Source organism: Caballeronia terrestris (assembly GCF_001544515.1).
GTDB classification, from domain to species: Bacteria; Pseudomonadota; Gammaproteobacteria; order Burkholderiales; family Burkholderiaceae; genus Caballeronia; species Caballeronia terrestris.
Window position 1 is genome coordinate 22,189 of sequence record NZ_FCOL02000041.1, and the last position, 21,670, is coordinate 43,858.

A 21,670-nucleotide genomic window follows, 5' to 3' on the forward strand; every position below is an offset into this window, starting at 1 on the left:
ATGGACACGAATGGGACCAAAGATGGAGCAAACGACGCGACGGACAAGGTCGTTGGCGTCGTAGGTAACGCGCTCGGCGAAACATCAAATGCCGTCGCAGGTCAAGTCAGTGATTTGAGCGTTAAAGCACAACAGCTCTATGCCGATGCAACGGCCCTCTTGCGCGATCGCACAGTTGAGAGACCACTGGCTGCTTTAGGCATAGCGCTGCTTGCCGGGTTCTTCGTCGGCGTCATATGGTCCGGCAGCGGCGGTACCTCCACGCGCGGGACGGCCACCCGGCGCCCTGATCGCAGCCAGGCAAACGATTACTGATGAAAGGCCCCGTACTCGCGGGCGACGGCATGTGCTGACGGGAGGGAGATATCGTGACCATACAAGCAAAGATTGCGAAATGGCGCAATGTCGGTCTATTTTGCGCGCAACGCGCCTCCGATTACGCTGAGTTGTTCAGCATCGAACTGGCGGAAACCAAATCGCGGATGCTGCATGAGGTCGTAGCGCTCGTTGCTCTCGCCATAGGCGCGCTATTTACCCTCTCCTTCATTTCGATAGCAATCATTGTCACGGCGGCCAAGACGGCCTATTTTGTGCACGTCGCATGGGGTGTTGCTGGAGCGTGGCTTCTCGTGACGTTAGCCGCAGTCTTTGTGATGCGATCGCAACGGCCAACCGAACCGTTCCAGACGTTGCGGACCGAGGTCAACCGCGACCTGCAAGCGATTAAGGAGGCGAGCAATTGAAACACGAAGACGCTCAGTCAAACGTGTTGGAACGAATGGCAGTATCCCGTGCACGGCTGATTGCAGCGCGCCAGTCGATTGGCGCGTCGTCCGCTCTCCGAGTGCGACGCGGAGTGTCGAACGTCGGACCGTGGCTGTTACGAACGCCTAACGCCGCGCTCGTCACGGCGCTATTGGTCGGCCTCGTTGTCCTTGGACCGCGGCGAGCCCTTCAAACGGCACTTCAAGCCGGACTGACAACGTGGACGACGTCGACAGTACGAGCGTTCGCCGAATCGTTGAAGTCTTAGCACGTCGGTTGCGCAACGGACATCCTTCACCTTCATTCAGCTATCGCTCTCGCTCTTCAGAAGTAGAATCGCCGCGCCAAAGAAACACTTTATGTGTGACAAAAGCCACGCCCTCATCGACTCATAAACCAAAACATAGCGACCACTCCGACGCCCATCACCGCCGTGGCGAGCCAGCCTGCCGCACGCAGTTTCAAAGAGATGACGAAACGGCCCATGATCTTTGGATTGACCGCCATGAACATGATGAGGACCATGATCGGCACAGAGACCACGCCGTTGATCACCGCGCTCCAATAAAGCGCCTTAATCGGATCAATGGGCGTAAATCCGATTGCTAGCCCGACGATCGTCGACATCACAACGATTCCGTAAAACCGCTTGGCGAGCTGGGGCTTGAGTGCGAGGCTGTTGCGCCATCTGAATGTTCCGGCCATCGCATAGGCAGCGGATCCCGCGAGCACCGGAAGCGCAAGCAAGCCGGTCCCGACGATACCCACGCTGAAGAGCAAAAACGCGAATTTACCGGCAATCGGTTTTAGCGCGAGCGCCGCCTGCGACGACGTTTGGACCTCGGTCACGCCATGCGCGTTTAGCGTCGCTGCCGTCGTCAGGATGATGAAGAACGCGACGAGGTTCGAAAAGCCCATGCCGACCCAGGTGTCCATGCGAATCCGCCGGAGGCTCGCCGGCCCCTGGCCCGGCGCATTCTTGAGCGCGTGCTGCCCCGTCTCCGCGCGCATCTCCTCGACTTCCTGCGAAGCCTGCCAGAAGAAAGATAGGGGCTGATCGTCGTGCCAAGGATTGCGACGACGGTGGTGACGTAGTCGCTCTTCCACGACAGGTGAGGCAGGACGGTTCGAAGCACCACGGTTTGCCAGGGAATCGCGACCACAAAGATGGTGGCCACGTAGGCGAACAAGGCGAGCGTGAGCCACTTCAGGACGTGAACGTAGCTGCGGTAAGGCACGAACACCTGCAGCAACACCGATATCGATCCGAGAGCGATGGTATAGAGCCGGGTCGGGCCACCCACGACGAGATTAACTGCAGCGCCCATCGCGGTGAGATCGGCTGCGATGTTGATCGTGTTCGCGACGAGCAGCAGTAAGACCGATCCATATAACAGCCACGCCGGGTAGTGACGCCGGATGTTGGTTGCGAGGCCGTGTCCGCTCACTCGTCCGAGGCGCGCGCTGATGACCTGGATGGCAACCATCAGCGGATAGGTGACGACAATCGTCCAGAGCATGTTGAAGCCGAATTGCGCACCGGCTTGCGAGTAGGTCGCGATTCCACTCGGAACGTCATCGGCGGCGCCGGTGATCAGACCCGGACCAAGTTTCTGTACCCAGGATTGGACTTCAGTGTCCGGTACGTCGGAGGGATTGATATCGAAAGGCATTCGGGCTCCGCTCGCAAGCACGCCGTGTCAGGTGCTTTGCAATCAGTGTGCCTCAGCGACCTTTCAATTCTGCTATCGAGTCAAGCGGCATCTCGGAGTTTCGCCCCTAACGAATCGGGCGTTAGTGGGCAATGTGGCTCGTCGCCACTCCCGGACGCTTTGGAATGCGTTGTCTTACTTCACAGCAGGTCTTCGCAGGTAAGGAACCCCTCGCATGAGGTCCTCTCTGGCGACGATCCACAAAGTTCTGTGTGCGGCGAACGTGAAGCCACTAGCAAAGCCTCGGCGTCCGCTGCACCCGAAGCGATATCGCGGTCCAGTCCCGGGCCTGAGGGTCGTCAGCAAGCGTTCACGTTTCTCAACATCGGCCATTCAACGATCGACGATTCAACCTGCCGTTGGATGACGGCAATGGGATCCCCTATCACGAGCAGGTTACGGCGTTAGACAACGGCAGCAGTGGCCGATAAGCGGTCCACCAAAGCTCGAACTTTGTCGCACGGTGAACAATTGCGCTGGAAGTAGCAACGCTTCAGCGAATCACTCGGCGCCCTTCGCTTTTCGTTCGATCAGCAACGCGTCAAACGCTTCCCGAGCGTCCTTCAATTCCTGCATCGCGGCGGCAAACCGCGCCAGCTCAAGCGTGGTTGGGGCATGTGAGGCGCCGTCTGAAAAATGGGCCTCAAGCGCAATCGAGGCAGCCTGCACTTCACGCGCGGCATCCGCGACACGTTCAAGCGCCCGTGCCTCGCTTGATTTATTCTCGCTCTTCGTCATCGTGCGTCCGGATCCTACCGCTCGAAGTCCTGTGACGTGAGTTTAATCACCTCGGTCGCCAAGCGACGGGCCTTGCGTTCAGCCATTGCGACAATTCTCTTTCGACCGTCTGAAAACGCATGAAGCAGGCGAGCCTCGTCGGCATGCCGTCCGAGCCAGAAGTGATCCTCGAGCGCCTCGCGGGAAATGGAACACGTGCATCTCTTCCCACGCATCTCGATCTCAAACAGGACGGCATCCCCGCCGCGCGCGACCGTCTCCAAGGTCTTAACGTTCGTATCCACTTCACACCTATGCGCTTTCTATAAAGATTGGCCGCTGCGTGAGCGCTAGCGCCTTAAGGCTTCGCTCTGCTGCATTGTTAGTACTGGCAGCCGCCGGATCCGACTTGGCGCAACTACGCTGCCAGCCGGTTCTTTACTCTGCTGTCAAAGTAGTGCAGAGCATCATCATTTTCTGCACCACGGTGCTCGCGTGGTTCAGACCCATCTCGCCTGTAAAAAGGGCTTGGACATCCGACTGCCGCACGGTGATTCCCGCGCTACGCAAATCGCGCCGGGCAACCCGCAACGCCAGCTGCCCCATTTGGACGCGTTCTAGCCAGTGCATCACGACCGCATGCCGGGCAAGCCAGATACGACAGCTTTCGACAACGTGATCCACACGCCACTCGTGCGTGAGCGAACGCGACGCGGCGGCCGTCGCGACCAGGAAACACAGTAACTCGGCGCGTGAGCCCGGCCGAACATCGATCTCGTGGTCAGCCATCCCTGTTCTCTCCAACAATTTCGCTCGAACGGCCCAAAATGTTTGCGGACGAACGGATGCGTTTGATCGCCGCTGGCCACGTATTGCTGCCAAACACACTGCCCATCACACGTTTTGCGATAGTACGGGTGAATGACGCTTCAGCCACCCGTCGGTTGAATCGTCCGCCGATTTTCTCCCCACTTTTGCCTTCGGTACGTGGCGTGAATATCGAAAACCTCATCTAAGCGCGCGCCGCCGCTTCATCGACCGGTCCTACGGCGTGCCGGACCTGGAACGAGCGCTGCCTCTCTGGCAACGAGCCGCATCGGTACAGGATATCCATTCGACGGACCGACGGCGACTTATAAGGGGCAATTCACTGTTCGCGGTTTCGATGTAAAGTACTGTACATCCATACAGTCATTCACGCTATGTCCGCCCTGCCGAAACACGTCGAGTCGATCCACCCCGCGCTGTGGCGCGGGTCGCAGCTCGCGCGTGCCTATGGCAAGACGGTCGACACAGGCTACGCGGCCCTGTCGGCGGAGCTTCCAGGTGGCGGCTGGCCGCTCGGGTCGCTCGTCGAATTGCTGGTGCAGCAGCCCGGCGTGGGTGAGCTTCGCCTGTTGCGCCCGGCGCTCGCCGAACTCAGCCGCCGGCCGGTTGCGCTACTGCAAGCACCCCACGTGCCCAATTCGCTCGCGTTCTCCTATCTGGGATTGCCGCTAGACAAGCTGATCCAGTTGCGTGCGCCGAAGACCGCCGACGCGCTCTGGTGCGCCGAACAGGTGCTGCGGGCACGAAGTTGCGGCGCGTTGGTCTTCTGGCAGCAGCACATTCGCGCCGAGGCCCTGCGGCGGCTGCATCTCGCGGCGCAGGCGACGGAGACGCTTTTTCTCCTTGTCCGGCCGCTCGCCAGCGCAGCGGATGCGTCGCCGGCCACGTTGCGGCTCGCCGTGCGTTCGGCCGATGGCGGCATCGTCGTCGACGTCGTCAAGCGACGAGGACCGATACGAAACGAGACGCTCAGCGTCGCCCTCCAACCCTCACCGATTCTGCTCAGCCCTCATGGCCGTACTCGTCGCCATTCACCTGCCCCGGCTTTCGCTGGAGGTATTCCGTCCAAGGTGGTCGCCTAGGACGGCGAACGGCTGCGTCGTGCTGGACAAGGACAAGGTCGCCATCGCCGACGCGGTGGCTCGGGAGGCGGGCGTTTTGCTCGGTATGAAGCGCGGGGGCGTCGTGACGCTCGCGCCCGATGCGCTCGTCTACGACCGCGCGCCCGTGCGCGAGCAGGACATGCTGCGCGAGGTCGCGCTCGCCCTGATGCGTTTTTCGCCGATGGTGGCCGTCTGTGAAGAAGATACGGTGGTGGTCGATGTGTCGGCGAGCCTGCGGCTTTTCGGCGGCATCCTGCGGATCTGCCATCAGATTCGGAAGATTGTGGATGCTGTTGGCGTGAGCGTGCGCATGAGCGTCGCCCCGACCGGTCAGGGTGCGTGGATGCTTGCCAAGCGCGGGCGTCGCCGCGTGCTCAAGATGCGTTCTCTTGAGCGTGAACTCGACTCGCTGCCGTACCTGGTCGTGCCGGAAATCCGCCGGTTCGCCGACTGGTTCGCCGGGCTCGGATGCCGTGTGCTCGAAGATATCCGGCGCCTGCCGCGCGCCGGTCTGAAAAAGAGGTGTTCCGTGGAGTTGCTGGATTCGCTGGACCGCGCCTACGGGCTGTCGCCGGAACTGTACGCGTGGCTGGATGTGCCGCCCACGTTCAGCGCCCGCGTCGAACTGCCCGACCGGGTCGAACATGCCGAAGCGATTCTGTTCTCGGCGCGCCGGCTGGTGGTGCAGCTATGCGGCTGGCTGAGCGCGCAGCAACTCGCGCTCACGCACGCGAGCGTGACGCTCGAACACGAACGCGGACGCGAGGCGATCGAGCCGACCCCCATCGACCTGGCGCTCGCCGAGCCGACCTGGCACGAAGAACATCTCGTGCGGCTGTTGAAAGAGCGCTTGGGGCGCGTTGAACTTCCGGCGGCCGTCATCGCCGTACGGCTCACCGCGACGAAAGTCCAGGCCGCCGAACCGCCGACCGATACCCTCTTCCCGGACCCCGGCGGATCGGCGGAGGACCACAATCGTCTGCTGGAACTGCTCGTCGCGCGTCTGGGACCGGAGAACGTCCTGCGCCCTGCGCCGACGTCCGATCATCGGCCGGAGCACGCGAACCGCTGGGTGTCCGTGCAGGATGCAGGCAAACCCGAAGCGCCGCCCTGCGATCTGCCCCGTCCGACGTGGTTGCTTGAAACGCCGCTGCGTCTGATGGTCAAGAACCACCGGCCGTTCTACGGATCGACGCTGAAGCTCGTCTCGACGGGCGAGCGCATCGAGGCCGGCTGGTTCGACGGCGATCTGGCCGCGCGCGACTACTTCGTCGCTGAAGCCGCCGACAAAAGCTGCTACTGGATCTACCGGGAGCGCCCGAGCGCCACCTCGGACGAAGTGCGCTGGTTCCTGCACGGCCTCTTTGGATGACATGAGCCAAACGCCGTGGATTCGCCTTTCTCCGCCCTGCCCGCGTATGCGGAGCTCTTCGCCTTTTCCAACTTCAGCTTCCTGCATGGGGCGTCGCGTGGGGAAGAGCTCGTCATTCGCGCTTCCCAACTCGGCTATTCGGGTCTCGCCATCACTGACGAGTGTTCGCTCGCAGGCGTCGTCCGCGCTCATGTGCAGGCGAAGGAAGAGAAGTTGCCGCTCATCATCGGCTCGTATTTCAAGCTGGTGCACGCCGACAAACGCCCCGCCTTCGGGCTGATTCTGCTGGCTCAGAACCGCGATGGTTATGGCAACCTGTCCGAGCTGATTACACTCGGCCGCATGCGGGCGGCGAAGGGCAGCTATCTGCTGACGCCGCAGGACATCGCGCGTCCGGAAAAGGCGTATGCGCATCTTCGCGGCATGCCGAATTGCCTCGCGATCCTCATTCCCGATTTTCCTGCGAACGAAGACGCGCTCGCCGCGCAGCTCGAATGGATGAAAGCGACCTTTCCGGCTCGGGCTTGGGTGGGACTGACCCTGCATCAGCGCGCGATGGACGATATCCATCGCGGCACGGTCGAGCATCTTGCCTCCCGGCATCTGGTGCCAGTCGTCGCGACCGGCAACGTCGTCATGCACGTACGGTCGAGAAAGCCGCTGCAAGACACGATGACGGCCATTCGCCTCGGCAAGCCCGTCGCGCAATGCGGCTACGATCTGGCGCCCAATGCCGAGCAGCACCTGCGCTCGCGCCTGCGGCTCGCCAACCTGTATCCCGAGCACGCGTTGACCGAAACATTAGGCGTGCTGGAGCGCTGCACGTTCTCGCTGGATGAACTCAGGTATGAATATCCTGACGAGCTCGTTCCGCCAGGCTTCACACACGACGCGTATCTGCGGCAGGAAACGTATGTCGGTGCGCATCGGCGCTTTCCGCACGGCATCCCGCACGCGGTGCAGGAGCAGGTCGAGCACGAACTGCAGTTGATCCGCGATCTCAAATACGAGGCGTATTTCCTGACGGTCTACGACATCGTGCGCTTCGCCCGCAGCCAGCACATCCTGTGTCAGGGACGTGGATCCGCGGCGAACTCCGCCGTGTGCTATTGCCTCGGCGTGACCGAAGTCGATCCTTCGCGCGGCAGCATGCTGTTCGAGCGATTCATCAGCAAGGAACGCGGCGAGCCGCCCGATATCGACGTCGATTTCGAGCATCTGCGGCGCGAGGAGGTCATCCAATACATCTATCGAAAGTATGGACGTGACCGCGCGGCCATCGCGGCGGCGGTCTCCACGTATCGGCCTCGCGGCGCGCTGCGGGAGACGGGCAAGGCGCTGGGCGTCGACCCGCAGATCGTCGACCGGGTCGCGAAGAGCCATCAGTGGTTCGACAATTCGCAGGACCTGTTGCAACGGTTCGGCGAGTCGGGGCTGGACCCGGAGAACCCGCTGATTGTCGCGTGGGCGTCGCTGGCCGGGCAGATACTGAATTTCCCACGCCACCTGTCGCAGCATTCGGGCGGATTCGTCATCAGCCGGGGCAAGCTCACGCGGCTCGTTCCCGTCGAGAACGCTGCGATGGCCGATCGCAGCGCCATCCAGTGGGACAAGGACGATCTCGAAGCGCTCGGGCTGCTCAAGATCGACGTGCTCGCGCTCGGCATGCTCTCGGCGATCCGCCGCACGCTCGACATCGTGTCCGAGCAGCGCGGCGAGCGCTTCGAGATGCAGGACATCCCCGTCGAGGACCCCGTCACCTACGAGATGATCTCGCAGGCGGATACGATCGGCGTGTTCCAGATCGAATCCCGTGCGCAGATGTCAATGCTGCCGCGGCTCCAGCCGAGGACCTTTTACGATCTCGTGATCGAAGTCGCGATCGTTCGACCGGGGCCGATTCAGGGGGGCGCAGTTCACCCCTATCTTCGCCGCCGACAAGGATTCGAGCCTGTCACCTATCCCAGCGATGCGCTTGAGGCTGCGCTCGGGCGCACGTTGGGCGTGCCGATTTTCCAGGAGCAGGTGATGCAGGTCGCGATCCTCGCGGCGGGTTTCACACCGGGTGAAGCGGATCAACTCAGGCGTGCGATGGCCGCCTGGAAGCGCAAAGGCGGCTTGCAGAAGTACTACGACCGTATCGTCAACGGCATGCGCGAGCGTGGGTATAAACAGGACTTTGCGGAAGCCATCTTCGAACAGATCAAGGGCTTCGGCGAGTACGGCTTTCCGGAGAGTCACGCGGCGAGCTTCGCCCTGCTGGTGTATGCGAGCAGTTGGCTGAAATGTCACGAGCCGGCTGCATTTCTCGCCGCGATGCTTAACTCCCAGCCGATGGGCTTTTATTCGCCCTCGCAACTCGTCCAGGATGCGAAGCGGCACGGCGTGCAGGTGGCGCCCGTCGATGTGACGATCAGCGGCTGGGATTCCGTTCTCGAACGTCGTGAAGGAGAGGCGGCGGCCGTGCGGCTCGGCTTGTCCTTGCTCAGAGGGATGCGCGACGGCGCGGCGGAGCGGATCGAAGCCGCACGCGCGGTCAGGCCGTTCCTGAATGTCAGCGATCTGGCGCGGCGCGCGCAACTCGACCGGCATGATCTTCAGGTGCTGGCGAGCGCCAACGCGCTGGGTTCTCTCGCGGGCAATCGTCGCGAGGCGTTATGGCAGTCGGTCGCGGCCGTCCCCGACAAGGACATGCTGGTCGACGCCCGCCTGGAAGACGAGACACCGGTACTCGGCGCTCCGACTGAAGCGGAAGACATCGTCAGCGACTATAAGTCGACCGGACTCACGCTGGGGCGTCACCCGCTGGAGTTGCTTCGCCCGATCCTGCTCAAGCAGCGCCTGATCCCGGCATCGACGCTGCGAACGTATCCGAACGGCCGGCTGGCTCGCGGCTGCGGTCTCGTGACCGTCAGGCAGCGCCCCGGCACCGCCAAGGGCGTGATGTTCGTGACGCTCGAAGACGAGACGGGCAATGTGAACGTGATCGTCTGGCCGTCATTGCTCGAAAAGCAGCGCAAGGAAGCGCTTGGCGCATCGCTGCTCGCGGTCTATGGCACCTGGCAATGCGAAGGCGAAGTGCGCCACCTCGTCGCGCAACGGCTCGTCGACATGTCGCATTTGCTGGGCGGATTGACGACGGTCAGCCGGAACTTCTGCTGACAATCCCCAAGCACGGGATGGCCAGCAGATCGCTGGACTGCTCACGAACCTCCTGTACCGGCCAGCGCGGGAAGCCCGAGCGCCGGAGCCAGCGTCTTATAGTCCAGCAGAAAACGCGGATCGCCCGCTGCCTCGCGCGACATCCATTTGGTCAACTCCTGTCGGCATGACTCGGCTTCCATCCGAACGAAGCAGGTCGAGCGCTTCGGCATCATGCTGGCAGCCCAATAGAACTTGAAGAGCGTCTGCCGCTCGGAGGCATCCATTTCCAGGGCCTCCGGATCGTGACCTGAAAGCCACTGCTCGACCTTCACGCGCAGCGAAGCTTCCGATTCATTCGGTCCATACGAGAACATGTACGCGCCGCCCGCCTGTGCCGTCTGAAAATCATCAAGCACGATTGCTAGGACAAATCGCGCAGCCTGCGGGTTGATCTTGAAATCCGCTGCTTGAGCGCTGCCCGCTAACTGCGACCAAGCGACGGCGAAGCCAATTAATCTGCTGTTGATCCACTTAGACACAACCGGGCCGTAGGTTTCGTTAAAGACACATCTTCCCGTAGCTTACGCCCGGCAGGCGGATCTGCCGACTTTTTGTACGACTCCGCCGAGACCCTGTCGACAGGGACGAGGATCTAATGCAATCGTGTGCAGCTCATTCAGAAGCAAAGGCAGGAACAAATAAGCGAAACCTCACGCTAAATGGTGCTAAGCGCTTCGCCTTATTGACAAATAGTGGCATAGTTCGGGGCATGACCATTAAGGAGACCGCTCATGGCAACCCTTGAACAAATCAAAGAAAAAATGAAGAAACTGCAGACTCAAGCCGAGGCGCTGACCGCTAAGCGCTCGCGCGCAATACTTGATGACATCCATGCTTTGATGGCTCAACACAATCTGACATCCGCAGACATCGACGCTCATCAGAAAAGCTCGGCGCGCAAAGGGCGGCCGCGCGGTGCCCTATCGCAGAAATCCGCGCAGACATCTGCGCAGACTACGCGAACCTCATCCAAATCGTCGTCAGCAGCCAAGGGGAAACTGCCGGCTAAGTACCGCAATCCGAAGACCGGCCAAACCTGGAGCGGCTGGGCACGCCCCCCGGCGTGGATCGCTAAGGTCAGGGACCGGACTAAGTTCCTCATCGACGGCAGCTCGGCAGAGACAACTGCAACTTCCACTACGACGAACGGAGCGACGGACGGAGCATCGACGAAGCGCTTGGCGAGCCAACCGGCGGCCAAGAAGCGTGCGTCAGTGAAGGCGAGCGCGTCTTCAACCAGCGCCCCGGCATCGAGCGTCGCTGCGACGAAAAAGTCCAGCACCACACAGCCGGTTGCAAAAAAGGCCAGCCGGAAGGTCGCAGCGAAGAAGGCGAAGTCTACGGCAGCGCCCGCTCCCGCGACAAAGACTGCCGCAACAAAGACCGCCGCGACGAAGACTGCCGCGAAGAAGGCAGTCGCCAAAAAAACCGTTGCAAAAAAGGCGGCGGTTAAGAAGTCTGTGACGAAGAAGGCTGCTGCGTCTACGAAGTCCGCGGCGAAGAAGGCGGTATCGGCAAAGACCCCCGCGGGGAAAACCGCTTCCAAGCGGGCGACAGCGGCCCGAGCACGGGCTGAATCGGACGCTCAGGCAAGCGTCGCAGCGCCTGATACGCGCGGTGCTGACGCCCAAATGACGCCGCCGCCGGTACCGCCGAGCGGCGCCGAGGCGATGGCTTGAATTTAGCGGGCAGTTGAAGGGGAAGTTCCGGCGCGCTTGGAATCCACCTGCAACGCTGCTTTTGATTTCCCGTCACTCCCCTGCCCTGTTTTGAGACGAACGGGGCAGGTGCAGCATTCCTGAAAGTAAGAGCGGCCCGCGCGGGGCCGCTTTCGACTATCGACGGCGGTTGATCACAGCGGCTGAATCGTCGAAGCCTGTTTTCCCTTCGGACCTTGTTTGATCTCGAAGCTTACTTTTTGATTCTCCTGAAGCGATTTGAAGCCGCTGCCTTGAATCTCGGAAAAGTGCGCGAATAGATCCTGGCCACCGGCGTCCGGCGTGATAAACCCATAGCCCTTTGCATCGTTGAACCACTTCACAGTACCGGTTGCCATTTTTGCTACACCTCGATAACGATAAATACTAGATGAGATTGCCCCGACGGCCTTTGGTCCGTCAGCAGCAGATTTTTAGCACATTGACGTACGCAATCTCTATCAGCATTTTCGCTTACAGAAATGACATCAGTCGGACATAAACCCGGTCTGCAGGGTCGTCCGATGCCTCCACTACGAAAAACCACCGGTCAGTGTGCCTCATCATGAACGAAAAGATCCGGGCCGCCACCTATTCGCGCACCAGTGAAATTCGCCAGATGACAACCTCGACAGCACGTTAGTCATCGGCGTCGCCGACATCGAGCTCGTCCTCGATCGTAACGATCAGATCTTCCGTATCAATCTCATAGTGACCGTCGTTTCGGTCAACCACCACCTCGCCGCCCTGTACTCCGCCGCCCTCTGTCTCAGTCAGCTTGAGCACGATGAGCTCGTCCGGAAGCCCTTGAAACTCCTCGGAAACAATCGTCGCGAGATGAACAAGCTCGCCCGTCTCGGCATCTTCGAAAGGGGCGTCCCAATGCAAACTGTCGCCCGGAAGTTCCACAACGGCCCCCGCACGGCCGACAATTTTCAATATCCCATCGCTAAGCACATAACTCATGTCCTTTCCTCCTTCTTAAACGCGATCCAAAACTCCCTTGCCAAGATACACGCTCGTAACTGTGAACCCGTCGTTGGAGACTTGGTTTGACGAAGCGTCAGCTTCGCGTATCCTGACGAGAATGGCAATTCAGTATATCGACTTATGACGCTGGCACTCTGGACGAGCCATCCCGAAACGGCGTATGCGCAATGGCAGCGCACCGAAGCCGCCGGCGCTGATCGCCGAGCCTTCGCCGAACGATCCATCGTTCAACACTGCGCGATGTTTGCGCGCTTTAATCGGTTCCTTGTCGGCCGAGGCCGTGTCAAAACTCAAAATCACTGGGTTTTGAGGGGTCCCTTTACCCCTCCCGAGGTGCCGCGAGGCCGATATAGGTCGATCTAACAAGCCGCTTTTTGCGCTGAGCCGAAACGGCGTGCGTTTTGACACAGCCTGGGCCATCGGCAGACGCTGACGACGTTCGGATCCGATCACATCGATGGATTTTTTGAAGAACTCGCGAGAGATTGCGCGCCGGGCACAACGACACGGCTGAGATATCTGAAGCTCATCGACCGGCTCGTTCGGCACCTTGTCGCCATGGAACTCCGCTCGGCTAACCCTGCGGCTCAGATGCTCGCCGCGGAGTCGTGGCCCGAGGACGAACCCACGCCGATCTACCTTTCGCTTGCGGATGATGGCCGGTTGCAATCGGTTTGCCTCCCGCAGCCGGGAATGGACTTTAAAGCGCTTCGTAACACAGCCATTGTTGCGATCTTGCTGGGCGCCGGCATCACGGCCGCCGAATGCCGTTACCTCCGCCTTTCCGACCTCGATATTGATGGCATCCGGCCAGACGTGTCAGTGCAAAAGCGCGGTCCGCGGATCGCTCGCCGAGTTCCGCTCGAAGCTTTCTCGCTCAAGGTGCTGAGGGAGTACCACGACGCACGAGTGAAGCTGGCCTGTCAAAGTGAGTGGCTATTTCTGGCGACCGCCGCCGGTAAGCCGATGAAGGACGATACGCTCGGAAAATACGTGCGGCTGGCGGTGCAGACGCTGGAAATCACGGCCGCAGATATGAGCCCACGACTTTTAAGAAATACCTACGCACGCCGCCATCTCCATGCGGGCCGCACTGACGAAGAGGTCGCCAACCTGCTGGGCCTGTCCAGTCATCGCACCAGTGTGCGACTGCGGCAGACACTTGACCCATCCTTTGCATCGCCTGAGTGTGAATATGAATCTATGGATAGCGAGATCGGGTGACTTCAGTCGGGCTCGCAACGAAATCAGGCTCTCGAGCGCAGACCATCGATGCACGCTCACGCTCGTCCGAGACGGGCCGCAACAGCGTTTGGGCAGCAGGACCGATGCTCGAGACAAGCCACGAGATGGACGACAACGCGAATATGTCGATGAGCATGACAATAGGGTCGCTTTTTAAGCGTACTTACGTACAGGATTGTTTGCGCTCGTGTTCGTGAATGGGTCGCGGGGGGCGGCCCTCGCCTCGGAAAGCGCCCATTTGCTGAACTTCCGGCACACTGTCGCTTTTCTCGGAAGGGCTCATCGTGGCCACCACCTTCAAACCTACGGCCGAGCAGGAAGCCGTCGTGACCGCCGCAAGTAGCGGCGACGATCTGAAGGTCAAGGCGTATGCCGGCGCCGGCAAAACGTCCACGCTTCGACTGGTTGCGCATCAACTCGGCTCTCGGCGCGGGAGCTACCTTGCTTTCAACAAAGAGATCGCTGAGTCTGCGCGTCGAGGTTTTCCGGCAAATGTAGCTGCACGCACGGTGCACTCACTTGCTTACGCCGGCGCCCCGTCTCGCCTCACCGCGCGCATCAACCTGCCGTCGGAGCCTCCTCACGAGCTTGCCGCTCGCTACGGACTTGGGGCAATCGAGGTGCCTACCATCACCGGAAAGGCTGTCGAGGTTGCGCCGTTTGAGATTGGCCGGATGATCTCAGACGGTCTGGGTAGGTTTTGTCGCTCGCCCGACGAATCCCCGCGGGCTTTTCACGTCCCGGTGGATGAAAAAGTGCGCGAGGACGCTGCTGACTGGCTGCGTGCCCATCTTGCGCCCCACGTAACACGACTTTGGAGCGAGAGTATCGATCCGCGCGGGCGCAGCGCCATACAGCCGGATGTTTATTTGAAGGTGTGGGCACGGAGCAATCCTCGCATCGACGCGGACTTCATCTTATTGGACGAGGCGCAGGACAGCGATGGCGTCATGCTTTCCGTTCTGTCGCGGCAACGACACGCGCAAATCATCTACGTTGGAGACCCCTACCAGCAAATTTACGAGTGGCGCGGCGCGGTCAATGCGATGGCACAGATCATCGCGCCGGAGCGGCCGCTCACCGAATCGTTTCGCTTCGGCGCAACGTTCGCTGCACTCGCGAGCCGCGTATTGGCCTTACTTGGAGAAACCACGCCCATACGGGGCCAGTCCGGTATCGGCTCGATCATGGTCGAGGACCCTTCTCTTGCGCCCCCTGTCGACGCGGTGCTCTGCCGCAAGAACGCAACAGCGATCTGGCAGTTCGCGGCCGGTATTGAGATGGGCCATCGGCCTGCGATCCGCATGAACGCAAACGAGATCGTCGCATTCGCCGACGGGGCGGATCAGTTGCTCGCCGGCCGCAGAGCGTTTCGTCCGACTGCGTTGTCATTGTTCGAGAACTGGAAGGAAGCCCAGTCGTTCGCACGCAGCGCGCTCGGCCAAGATCTGCGGCCGATTGTCGAAATCGTCGACGGTCGTGGCACCAATTATCTGCGCGCCCTGGCTCAGCGTATAACACCCGAAGGCCACGCCGATTACGTGGTCTCGACGGTACATCGTGCAAAGGGGCTCGAATGGAAGCGGGTGAGAGTTGTCAATGACTTCCGCTTCAAGATGATTGATGGCCGCCTGACAATGGACGAGGATGAATTGCGCCTCCTCTACGTGGCTTTGACTCGCGCCCAGCACGTGCTCGACATTTCCGATCTTCGTGAGGAACTGCTCAAACTTTTCAACGTCCGGCGTGCCGAACCCAATTGAACACCGCAGACCCGCCGATTTGACTAGCTCCCCTCTTTGGACTGGGCGAGTGCCGAAGTGACCATCCTGTCAAGTCGCTCGCAGGCCGCCTTGACCACGCCGAGGCGCACTTCCCTCAATTGTCGGTCATGCTCGTTGATGACGGACGCAAGCGGTTCAAGGAGTGTTTCGGGCGTGATCCAGTCGTCAGTTGTCTTTCCGCTGTCGAGAAGCGCAAGGACCTCTTCCTCGACTTGCCGAATCAAGGTGAGGTCGAGCAGCCCGTGCCCAGCCTCGGTGATGAAACTAGTGAGCAAGACCGTTTGTGCAACGTTCAAAACGTCAGTTGCCGTCGGCCGCTGACTGCGCATGGCCTCGAATGCAAGCCGTGATCGCAATGACATCGTATCCGATTCGCGCCGAGGCATGGGTAGCAGAAGGCTTTTCAATGCTTTTGGCGGCACCTTGGCCGATCTTCGCTTTTTCGACGTTGGCATATGTTCAGCCACTGAAACCAATCCGACATTTTACCAAAGGCCGAATTTTGACCGGTCCGGGCTACTTAGTGCCAAGGCGCGACCACCGAATGCATATTGCATCACGCCCCTTCTGCAGCCCGAGCCGCAACCGCCGCACGTCGGGCACCGATCTCTTGAGGGATGGAGCCTTTTTCAGGCCGGCGATCGTGCGCAGCTGCATGGCATCGTCCAAGAGTGGTCGTATCAATACGCCGCAATGTCCACGCACAGGCGATGGTGTGCAAGCAGACACCATCCGCCGAGATCGAATATTGATTGAGACGAGCTCCGCTGTTCCTCGGAACACGTCTTGCTAAGAAGCTTGTTCCACTTTCATCGGAGAAGGAGAAAAAGATGGCGGGCGACAATTCATACAAGCCGGGCGAGATCGTTAAAGTCTCAGGGATTTATTCGGTGGTGCACGAAGACGGTAAAGGAACGTTCGAGGTTACCTGTGTGGAAGGTGAGCATTTTCCGCCGACGCGTAGCGGGAAAGGCGCGCACTTCGAGCTGAAATATGGGGCGACGCACTCTCACAAACATGACGAGTTGAAGGGTACTGAAGCGCGAAGCTAACGTTATACCGACTGCGCGGCGCATCGCGACAGCTGCGTCGTGTCGATTCCTGCCATCTGGAGAGCCGCGTCGTCACAACGCAGTTCTGCGCCGAAGTTGACCAACCCGCGAGACGGGTCCTCAGCGTCTGCGAGTTTGGTCAGGCCGTTATGGGTCGCAAGTGCGTACCACGCCAACAGCATGCGAGCCACTGAGGGCGGGAATAACATGCTAGTCGCGGGGTAAGGGTTACTACTAGCCTCCGCCAACTCTGTGACTCCTGATAAGGTCGGCCCGCCAACCGCGGCTTTCCAGTACCTCGACGCGCTGCCTTCTCGCCTTCACCGCTGCTTAAAGGGCAACGCCGTCTACACCCTGAAATGTCGGTTTTGGTATGTAATAAGTCGAATAGAAAAAGTGACTCCGGAGCGACTCATGTGTTATTCGGCTCAAATCGAAGCGGACTACCGCAAGTATGTGAAGATGTTTGGCGCTCAAATGGACATCCGCGAATTCGCGCGCCTTTACTGGGAGCGAGCCGAAGGCAGCAAGGCAAAGATTCCGAAGGCGATGGATGATGCATTCCGCAACCCGCAGACGGACAACGAGCGACAGATAAAAGAGTTCATCGACCGGTATAACGCTGACCAGGCGACCCGGCTCGAACAGGAGCTCTTTAAGCAACGCACACGACTCGCCGATGCGGAGCGGACCCTGCAAACGAAAACAACAAAGGCTGCGACTGAGAGCAAGCGCATTGCGATAGATAAGATCGAAAGCTCGCTACGACGCCTGGAAGACATCAATCGAACGATGCCCGAAGCGCGTGACTCGCGAATTTTTCCGGGTCACTATGCCCCTGTTCTCGTCGTTGAGGATGGGCAGTACGTCGTCAGGCCGATGCGCTACCAGTGTCGCATTGCGGGCAAGCCAGCAAACTACGATATCAAATTTCCGGGGACCTACAATGCACGGCGCGACAATCTCGACGGTTTCTGGAAGCCGTTGTTTGGACGCACACACGGCGTGATGCTCGTCGATGTGTTTTACGAAAACGTCAGCAAGGCGAAGTGGGAAGGAACCTTACTTGAGTCGCACGAGCAAGACGAGAACGTCGTGCTCGAGTTTCGTCCGAGCAACGGCCAGTTGATGTTGGTCGCCTGCCTGTGGTCTCGTTGGAGCGCGCCAGGTTTGCCGGACTTGTTGTCGTTTGCGGCGATAACCGACGAACCTCCGGCCGAGGTCGCAGCGGCGGGCCATGACCGGTGCATCGTGCCGATCAAGCCGGAGAACGTCGAGGCGTGGCTGCACCCGGATGCTTCGAATCGTGAAGCGCTGGACGCAATTCTTGAAGACAGGGATCGGCCGTACTACGAGCACCGGCTCGCCGCGTAGCGGCGCGCTCCCGAAGCGTCACAACCGACCAAAGAGGTCGTTGGAATAAGCAGCAGAGCGAAGTCTCCAACCGTCCAGATGTGGCAACGGGCGCTTCCCCCCGTGTAAGCGCGGGTGCGTCGCCATGTGTGGCGGCAAGAGTGTTCGGTTGCTCGTGAAGCGTCTCGTCGAAATTTAGTTGGACGCTCGCTTCGTGTTGAGCGGAAATCAGCACAATCAAGATCTTCGGGGCACGAACCTCGAAGTCACTCAAAACGGCATTTCGTCGAAGTGAAGCGTTGCATGCTGACGTTTGACACTCTTCAGCCAACTCTTGAGTGTTCCGATCTCTTCGAACACCAGCAGGTCTTGTTTCAGGTCGCGTACGCTCTGCTGAATTCCTGCGATGTCACCTGTGAGATTGCGTACGACGGTCTCAGGAGAGACGTCAATGAACGGTGGAATTCCGTAGGCGTGCCGGAATCGCGCTTCGACATGCAGGATTTCCTGATCCAGTTCGCCGAGCTGCTCCTTCAGGATCACGTTGTACTGCTTCAGCCGGTCTTCGCTGATATTATTGATCGCGCTCTGATCGATGTGCTCAAGTTCGAGCTGCAACTCGAGTAGCTGCAACAGATTGTTGTTGCCATAGGCTTGGTTGGCCCGCTGCATCAGCGCGGTCTTGCGCTGCCGTTCCTGGGGATCCGGTTCTCGATCCGGATGAAGGACACTGGCAACTTTGCGATAGACCTCGCGGATGGACTGGCTTAGCTGTGCCTGCTCCGCCTCTTGCCGCGCCTGGGCGGCGAGCTGCTTCGCCGACTTTTTCCGGTTGGCACGGCGCTCCTCTCGCGCCTGATTTTCGGCAGCTTCCCGCGCCTGTTGCTCTTCTATCTTCGCGTGCGCCCGCTGCAACAGATCATCCGGTGAGTTCAAGTCGATATCGTCGCCCAGTTCCGCACCTAGCATCGCCTCTAGCATCGATTTCATGTCCTCGAGTTCAGCGGCTGTTTCGCTGTCAAAGTCCGATCGACTATGCCGGTTGTAAATGGCTTTCAGTTGCGCATCGTCCTGCTCTTCGATCAGATCGCCCGCTAGGCCGGTGATCAGCTCCGAGATCGTGCGGCGATCGGATTTCGTCAATCCTTTCTGGTCGAAGGCCTGCTCAAGGCGATAAACCAATTTTATCCGCAAATCCGTGCAAATCTTTTCGAGTGGAAGGAACTCGTCGGTGTATTTTTTCTGAAAGACTGGCCCGACCACCTCCCACGCACCAAGATAGTGACGCCGCTTTTCAATTTGCCGGATGAGCGTGTTGAACGCCTTCTGGCCTTTCGATAGACTGGCCTTGTTGTGGGCCGGGGCGATGCTCACGGACCTGCGGGTCGTCCTGGTCATGGGATGGTTTTCTCCATTACTGCGTGAAGCGACGCAAGGCACATTTTAACCAGGTTCCCGGACCTGCTCCCCGCTGCAGACAAACCCACCCACTGTCACGCTATTACGCGCGCAGCGACTTCGTCATCAGTCGAGGTAAGCTCACGCGGCTCGTCCCCTTCGAGAATGCCGCGATGGGGACTGCACTGCGATCCAGTAGGACAAGGGTGATCTCGAGGCGCTAGGGCTACTGAAAATAAGACGTGCTCGCGCTTGGCATACTGTCGGCCATTCGCCGCACACTCGATGTCGTCTCGGAGCAGCGCGGCGAGCGCTTCGAGATGCAAGGCATCCGGTCAGAGGACCCTGAAACGTACGAGATGATCCTCAGGCCGACATGGTCCGTGTTCTTCAGATCCGGTCGCGGGCGCAACTGAGCATGTTGCCGCGCATGCAGCCCCGAACCCTTTACGACCTCGTCATCGAAGTCGCCATCGTGCGTCGTGGTCCGATTCAGGGCGGCGCTGTTCATCCTTATCTGTGGCGACGCCAAAAGATCGAGCCGGTCACGTGTCCAATGCCGCGTTCGAGACGGCTCTCGGCCGCAGCCTCGGCGTGCCGATCTTTCAGGAGCAGGGGATGCAGGTCGCTATCCTTGCGGCAGGCTTCACACCGGGCGAGGCGCTTCGAAAAGATCAATGGGTTTCGGCGAATATGGTTTTCCCAAAAGTCACGCAGCGAGCTCCATCCTACTGGTCTATGACAGCAGTTGGCTTAAATGCCACGAACGAACCCGCTGCGTTGCTCGCCGCGATGCTCAAATCGCAGCCGATGAGCTTCTACTCGGCGTCGCAACTCGTGCAGGATGCGAAGCGACACGGTATCGAGGTGGTGCCATCGACGTTACGGTCAGCGGCTCTGACTCCGTACTCGTGCGCGTCAATCGTGCGAGGTAGTCGTCCGCCGCGGTCTGTCGTTACTCAAAAGGATGCGGGACGTAGCAGCGGAGCTACATCGAGCATGCGCGAGCCGCGAAGACTTTCGCGAGCGTGGGTGACCTGGCGCGCCGCGCGCAGCCCGACGGGCGCGACCTCCAAGTATTGGCGAGCGCGAGCGCGAGCGCGAACGCGCTGCAGTCGCCCGCCGTCAATCGCCGTGAAGCGCTTTGGCAATCGGTCGTAGCAGCGCCCGACTGGGACATCCTGGCCGACAAGCGGATCGATGACGAGACGCCAGCGCTTGACGCGCCTTCCGAAGCCGAAGACATCGTCAGCGAGTACAACGCAGCAGGACTGACTTTCGGCCACCATCCGCGTTCGCTGCTGCGCCCGTCCTGCTGGCACACCGGCATATGCAAGCCTCGACGTTGCGCAAACCCCAACGAAAGATTGGCGCGGCTGCGGACTTGTCACAGTGAGGCAGCAACCGAGCACCGCCAGGGGCGTCATGTTGTATCAGCGTGATCGTCCGGCCGTCGCCGCTCGAGGAGGAGCGAAAGGAAGCGTTGGGCGCAGCGCTTTTTGCGGTGTATAGCGTCTGGCAATGCGAAGGCGAGGTTCGACATTTGGTCGCCCAGCGGCTCGGCGGCCTGACGACCGAAAGTCGCAGTTTCTGCTGAAGCTTACTCGAGCGGCTCGAGCCGATTGATCTGGTCCAGCCGTCGCCGCGCTTTGCGCCGTGCCTCTTTGTGCAAACTCATCCGTCTGGTCGCGAAGTTTTACGGCGCTTTGTTTGCGTGCGCTTGGCCGGTCTCTTCTTTGATACGCCGCGACTTCTTCGGCTGTTTCGAAGCGGCTGCGGGCGCATCCGCATTTTTCCTCGCCTTCGCTTTTGCTTCGATTTTCGTATTAGCCCTTTCGTCGACCTTTATATCGACCTTCTTCTGACGCTCTCCCGTCATCTTGCGATTTTTCCTGACGTTCTCTTCGCCGTTCGTTGATGAGTCTGATCCTGGGCGAACTTTGGAAGACGTCGCTTCACCGACTTTTCTCGCGGCGCTTCTCTTCGAGGTCTTCGGCATGCTGGGATCCGACACAACAGCGCGGTCGATACCTGCATTTGCGTGCACGGAGACACGCTCACGCTCAAGTTGAATAATCGCCTCGTGCCAATAATGCTCGTCATGTCCGGTCTGGCAACCATCGCCCTCCCACAACAGATAGGCACGGACACGGATTTCGTCTGTAGATAGCGCAGTATGCATTGGAGCCGTCTCGAAAGTTGAAGAGACTGGAAACATAGCAGGTCATCTTCCAATCCTCAATGCGGCGGTGTTGTCTCGAAACGGATGCTTTATGGTCGGCCCGCGCACCTGCTTCGAGCATTGCAGCCACCACGCGACCGACCTGAATGGAATACGTTTTGCTCCCGCGACCATATCTCGCCCTGAGCCATGGCTACAGCGGTTCAGGAATGGAACGCCCACAGCCGAGCGTCGGAGGTCTTCACTAAAAAACCGGGCCGGAGGAGGT

General features: G+C 60.0%; 19 protein-coding genes and 3 pseudogenes. 12 read left to right on the forward strand and 10 right to left on the reverse strand.

The window, feature by feature from the left end; genetic code table 11:
- Both AWB67_RS25285 and AWB67_RS25290 read left to right on the forward strand, forming a co-directional pair.
- Positions 1–315: a hypothetical protein gene (locus tag AWB67_RS25285; protein WP_087658955.1), complete on the forward strand. Its 315-nt coding sequence runs from the start codon at positions 1–3 to the stop codon at positions 313–315.
- A gap of 53 nt (positions 316–368) precedes the next feature.
- A complete protein-coding gene (locus AWB67_RS25290; RefSeq protein WP_087658956.1) occupies positions 369–743 on the forward strand; it encodes a phage holin family protein in 375 nt (124 codons plus the stop codon).
- A gap of 403 nt (positions 744–1,146) precedes the next feature.
- On the opposite strand, the pseudogene AWB67_RS25300 reads toward AWB67_RS25290, so the two are convergent.
- From AWB67_RS25300 to AWB67_RS25320, 4 genes and pseudogenes are all read right to left on the reverse strand, one after another.
- Positions 1,147–2,438, reverse strand: a pseudogene (locus tag AWB67_RS25300) (NRAMP family divalent metal transporter).
- A 540-nt stretch (positions 2,439–2,978) separates the two neighbouring features.
- Positions 2,979–3,215, reverse strand: coding sequence for a hypothetical protein (locus AWB67_RS25310; RefSeq protein WP_087658958.1), 237 nt, complete (start codon positions 3,213–3,215; stop codon positions 2,979–2,981).
- Between the two features lie 14 nt (positions 3,216–3,229).
- Entirely contained in the window at positions 3,230–3,499 is a 270-nt protein-coding gene (locus AWB67_RS25315; RefSeq protein WP_235025309.1) for a DUF1488 family protein, read from the reverse strand.
- A 133-nt stretch (positions 3,500–3,632) separates the two neighbouring features.
- Positions 3,633–3,983, reverse strand: coding sequence for a hypothetical protein (locus tag AWB67_RS25320; protein WP_087658959.1), 351 nt, complete (start codon positions 3,981–3,983; stop codon positions 3,633–3,635).
- Positions 3,984–4,396: 413 nt separating this feature from the next.
- Here AWB67_RS25320 and imuA point away from each other — a divergent pair, with 413 nt between their 5' ends.
- The 3 genes from imuA to AWB67_RS25335 are packed head-to-tail and all read left to right on the forward strand — an operon-like array spanning position 4,397 to position 9,659.
- Positions 4,397–5,104, forward strand: a complete 708-nt coding sequence (imuA, locus tag AWB67_RS25325; protein ID WP_087658960.1) for a translesion DNA synthesis-associated protein ImuA — start codon at positions 4,397–4,399, stop codon at positions 5,102–5,104.
- Entirely contained in the window at positions 5,034–6,497 is a 1,464-nt protein-coding gene (locus tag AWB67_RS25330; RefSeq protein ID WP_087658961.1) for a Y-family DNA polymerase, read from the forward strand. Before imuA ends, AWB67_RS25330 begins: the two co-directional genes overlap by 71 nt.
- Positions 6,498–6,512: 15 nt before the next feature.
- Entirely contained in the window at positions 6,513–9,659 is a 3,147-nt protein-coding gene (locus tag AWB67_RS25335) for an error-prone DNA polymerase (protein WP_087658962.1), read from the forward strand.
- Positions 9,660–9,700: 41 nt separating this feature from the next.
- Here AWB67_RS25335 and AWB67_RS25340 read toward each other — a convergent pair whose 3' ends face one another.
- A complete protein-coding gene (locus AWB67_RS25340) occupies positions 9,701–10,180 on the reverse strand; it encodes a hypothetical protein (protein WP_235007812.1) in 480 nt (159 codons plus the stop codon).
- Positions 10,181–10,540: 360 nt separating this feature from the next.
- Between AWB67_RS25340 and AWB67_RS43405 the strand changes: the two genes are divergently transcribed.
- On the forward strand, positions 10,541–11,380 hold the full coding sequence (locus AWB67_RS43405; RefSeq protein ID WP_374729848.1) for an H-NS family nucleoid-associated regulatory protein: 840 nt from the start codon (positions 10,541–10,543) through the stop codon (positions 11,378–11,380).
- A 173-nt stretch (positions 11,381–11,553) separates the two neighbouring features.
- On the opposite strand, the gene AWB67_RS25350 is transcribed toward AWB67_RS43405, so the two are convergent.
- Positions 11,554–11,757 (reverse strand): cold-shock protein, encoded by a 204-nt coding sequence (locus AWB67_RS25350; RefSeq protein WP_087658963.1) that lies wholly within the window; start codon positions 11,755–11,757, stop codon positions 11,554–11,556.
- Positions 11,758–12,037: 280 nt separating this feature from the next.
- Positions 12,038–12,364, reverse strand: coding sequence for a hypothetical protein (locus AWB67_RS25355; RefSeq protein ID WP_087658964.1), 327 nt, complete (start codon positions 12,362–12,364; stop codon positions 12,038–12,040).
- Positions 12,365–12,508: 144 nt separating this feature from the next.
- Here AWB67_RS25355 and AWB67_RS41985 point away from each other — a divergent pair.
- From AWB67_RS41985 to AWB67_RS25365, 3 genes and pseudogenes are all read left to right on the forward strand, one after another.
- Positions 12,509–12,658, forward strand: a pseudogene (locus tag AWB67_RS41985) (tyrosine-type recombinase/integrase); the annotation flags it as partial.
- A 423-nt stretch (positions 12,659–13,081) separates the two neighbouring features.
- The gene (locus AWB67_RS25360) at positions 13,082–13,612 is read left to right on the forward strand and encodes a tyrosine-type recombinase/integrase (RefSeq protein ID WP_235025311.1); all 531 of its coding nucleotides are present in this window, start codon (positions 13,082–13,084) and stop codon (positions 13,610–13,612) included.
- 305 nt (positions 13,613–13,917) lie between these two features.
- Positions 13,918–15,396, forward strand: coding sequence for a UvrD-helicase domain-containing protein (locus tag AWB67_RS25365; RefSeq protein WP_087658966.1), 1,479 nt, complete (start codon positions 13,918–13,920; stop codon positions 15,394–15,396).
- A 23-nt stretch (positions 15,397–15,419) separates the two neighbouring features.
- Here the strand turns inward: AWB67_RS25365 and AWB67_RS25370 are convergent, their stop codons facing one another.
- Entirely contained in the window at positions 15,420–15,884 is a 465-nt protein-coding gene (locus AWB67_RS25370) for a Fis family transcriptional regulator (RefSeq protein WP_125477666.1), read from the reverse strand.
- A 363-nt stretch (positions 15,885–16,247) separates the two neighbouring features.
- Here AWB67_RS25370 and AWB67_RS25375 point away from each other — a divergent pair, with 363 nt between their 5' ends.
- Together AWB67_RS25375 and AWB67_RS25385 are read left to right on the forward strand one after the other, a co-directional pair.
- Positions 16,248–16,469, forward strand: coding sequence for a hypothetical protein (locus AWB67_RS25375; RefSeq protein ID WP_087658968.1), 222 nt, complete (start codon positions 16,248–16,250; stop codon positions 16,467–16,469).
- A 414-nt stretch (positions 16,470–16,883) separates the two neighbouring features.
- Positions 16,884–17,843, forward strand: coding sequence for an SOS response-associated peptidase family protein (locus AWB67_RS25385; RefSeq protein ID WP_087658970.1), 960 nt, complete (start codon positions 16,884–16,886; stop codon positions 17,841–17,843).
- A 249-nt stretch (positions 17,844–18,092) separates the two neighbouring features.
- On the opposite strand, the gene AWB67_RS25390 is transcribed toward AWB67_RS25385, so the two are convergent.
- Positions 18,093–19,220 carry a J domain-containing protein gene (locus AWB67_RS25390; protein ID WP_087658971.1) on the reverse strand — a complete coding sequence of 376 codons (1,128 nt, stop codon included), beginning with the start codon at positions 19,218–19,220 and terminating at the stop codon, positions 18,093–18,095.
- Positions 19,221–19,339: 119 nt separating this feature from the next.
- Here AWB67_RS25390 and AWB67_RS43410 point away from each other — a divergent pair.
- Positions 19,340–20,817 (forward strand): annotated as a pseudogene (locus tag AWB67_RS43410) (helix-hairpin-helix domain-containing protein); the annotation flags it as partial.
- A 99-nt stretch (positions 20,818–20,916) separates the two neighbouring features.
- On the opposite strand, the gene AWB67_RS25400 reads toward AWB67_RS43410, so the two are convergent.
- Complete coding sequence (locus AWB67_RS25400; RefSeq protein WP_159964931.1) at positions 20,917–21,402, reverse strand: DUF2934 domain-containing protein; 486 nt, start codon at positions 21,400–21,402, stop codon at positions 20,917–20,919.
- Positions 21,403–21,670: the final 268 nt, after the last annotated feature.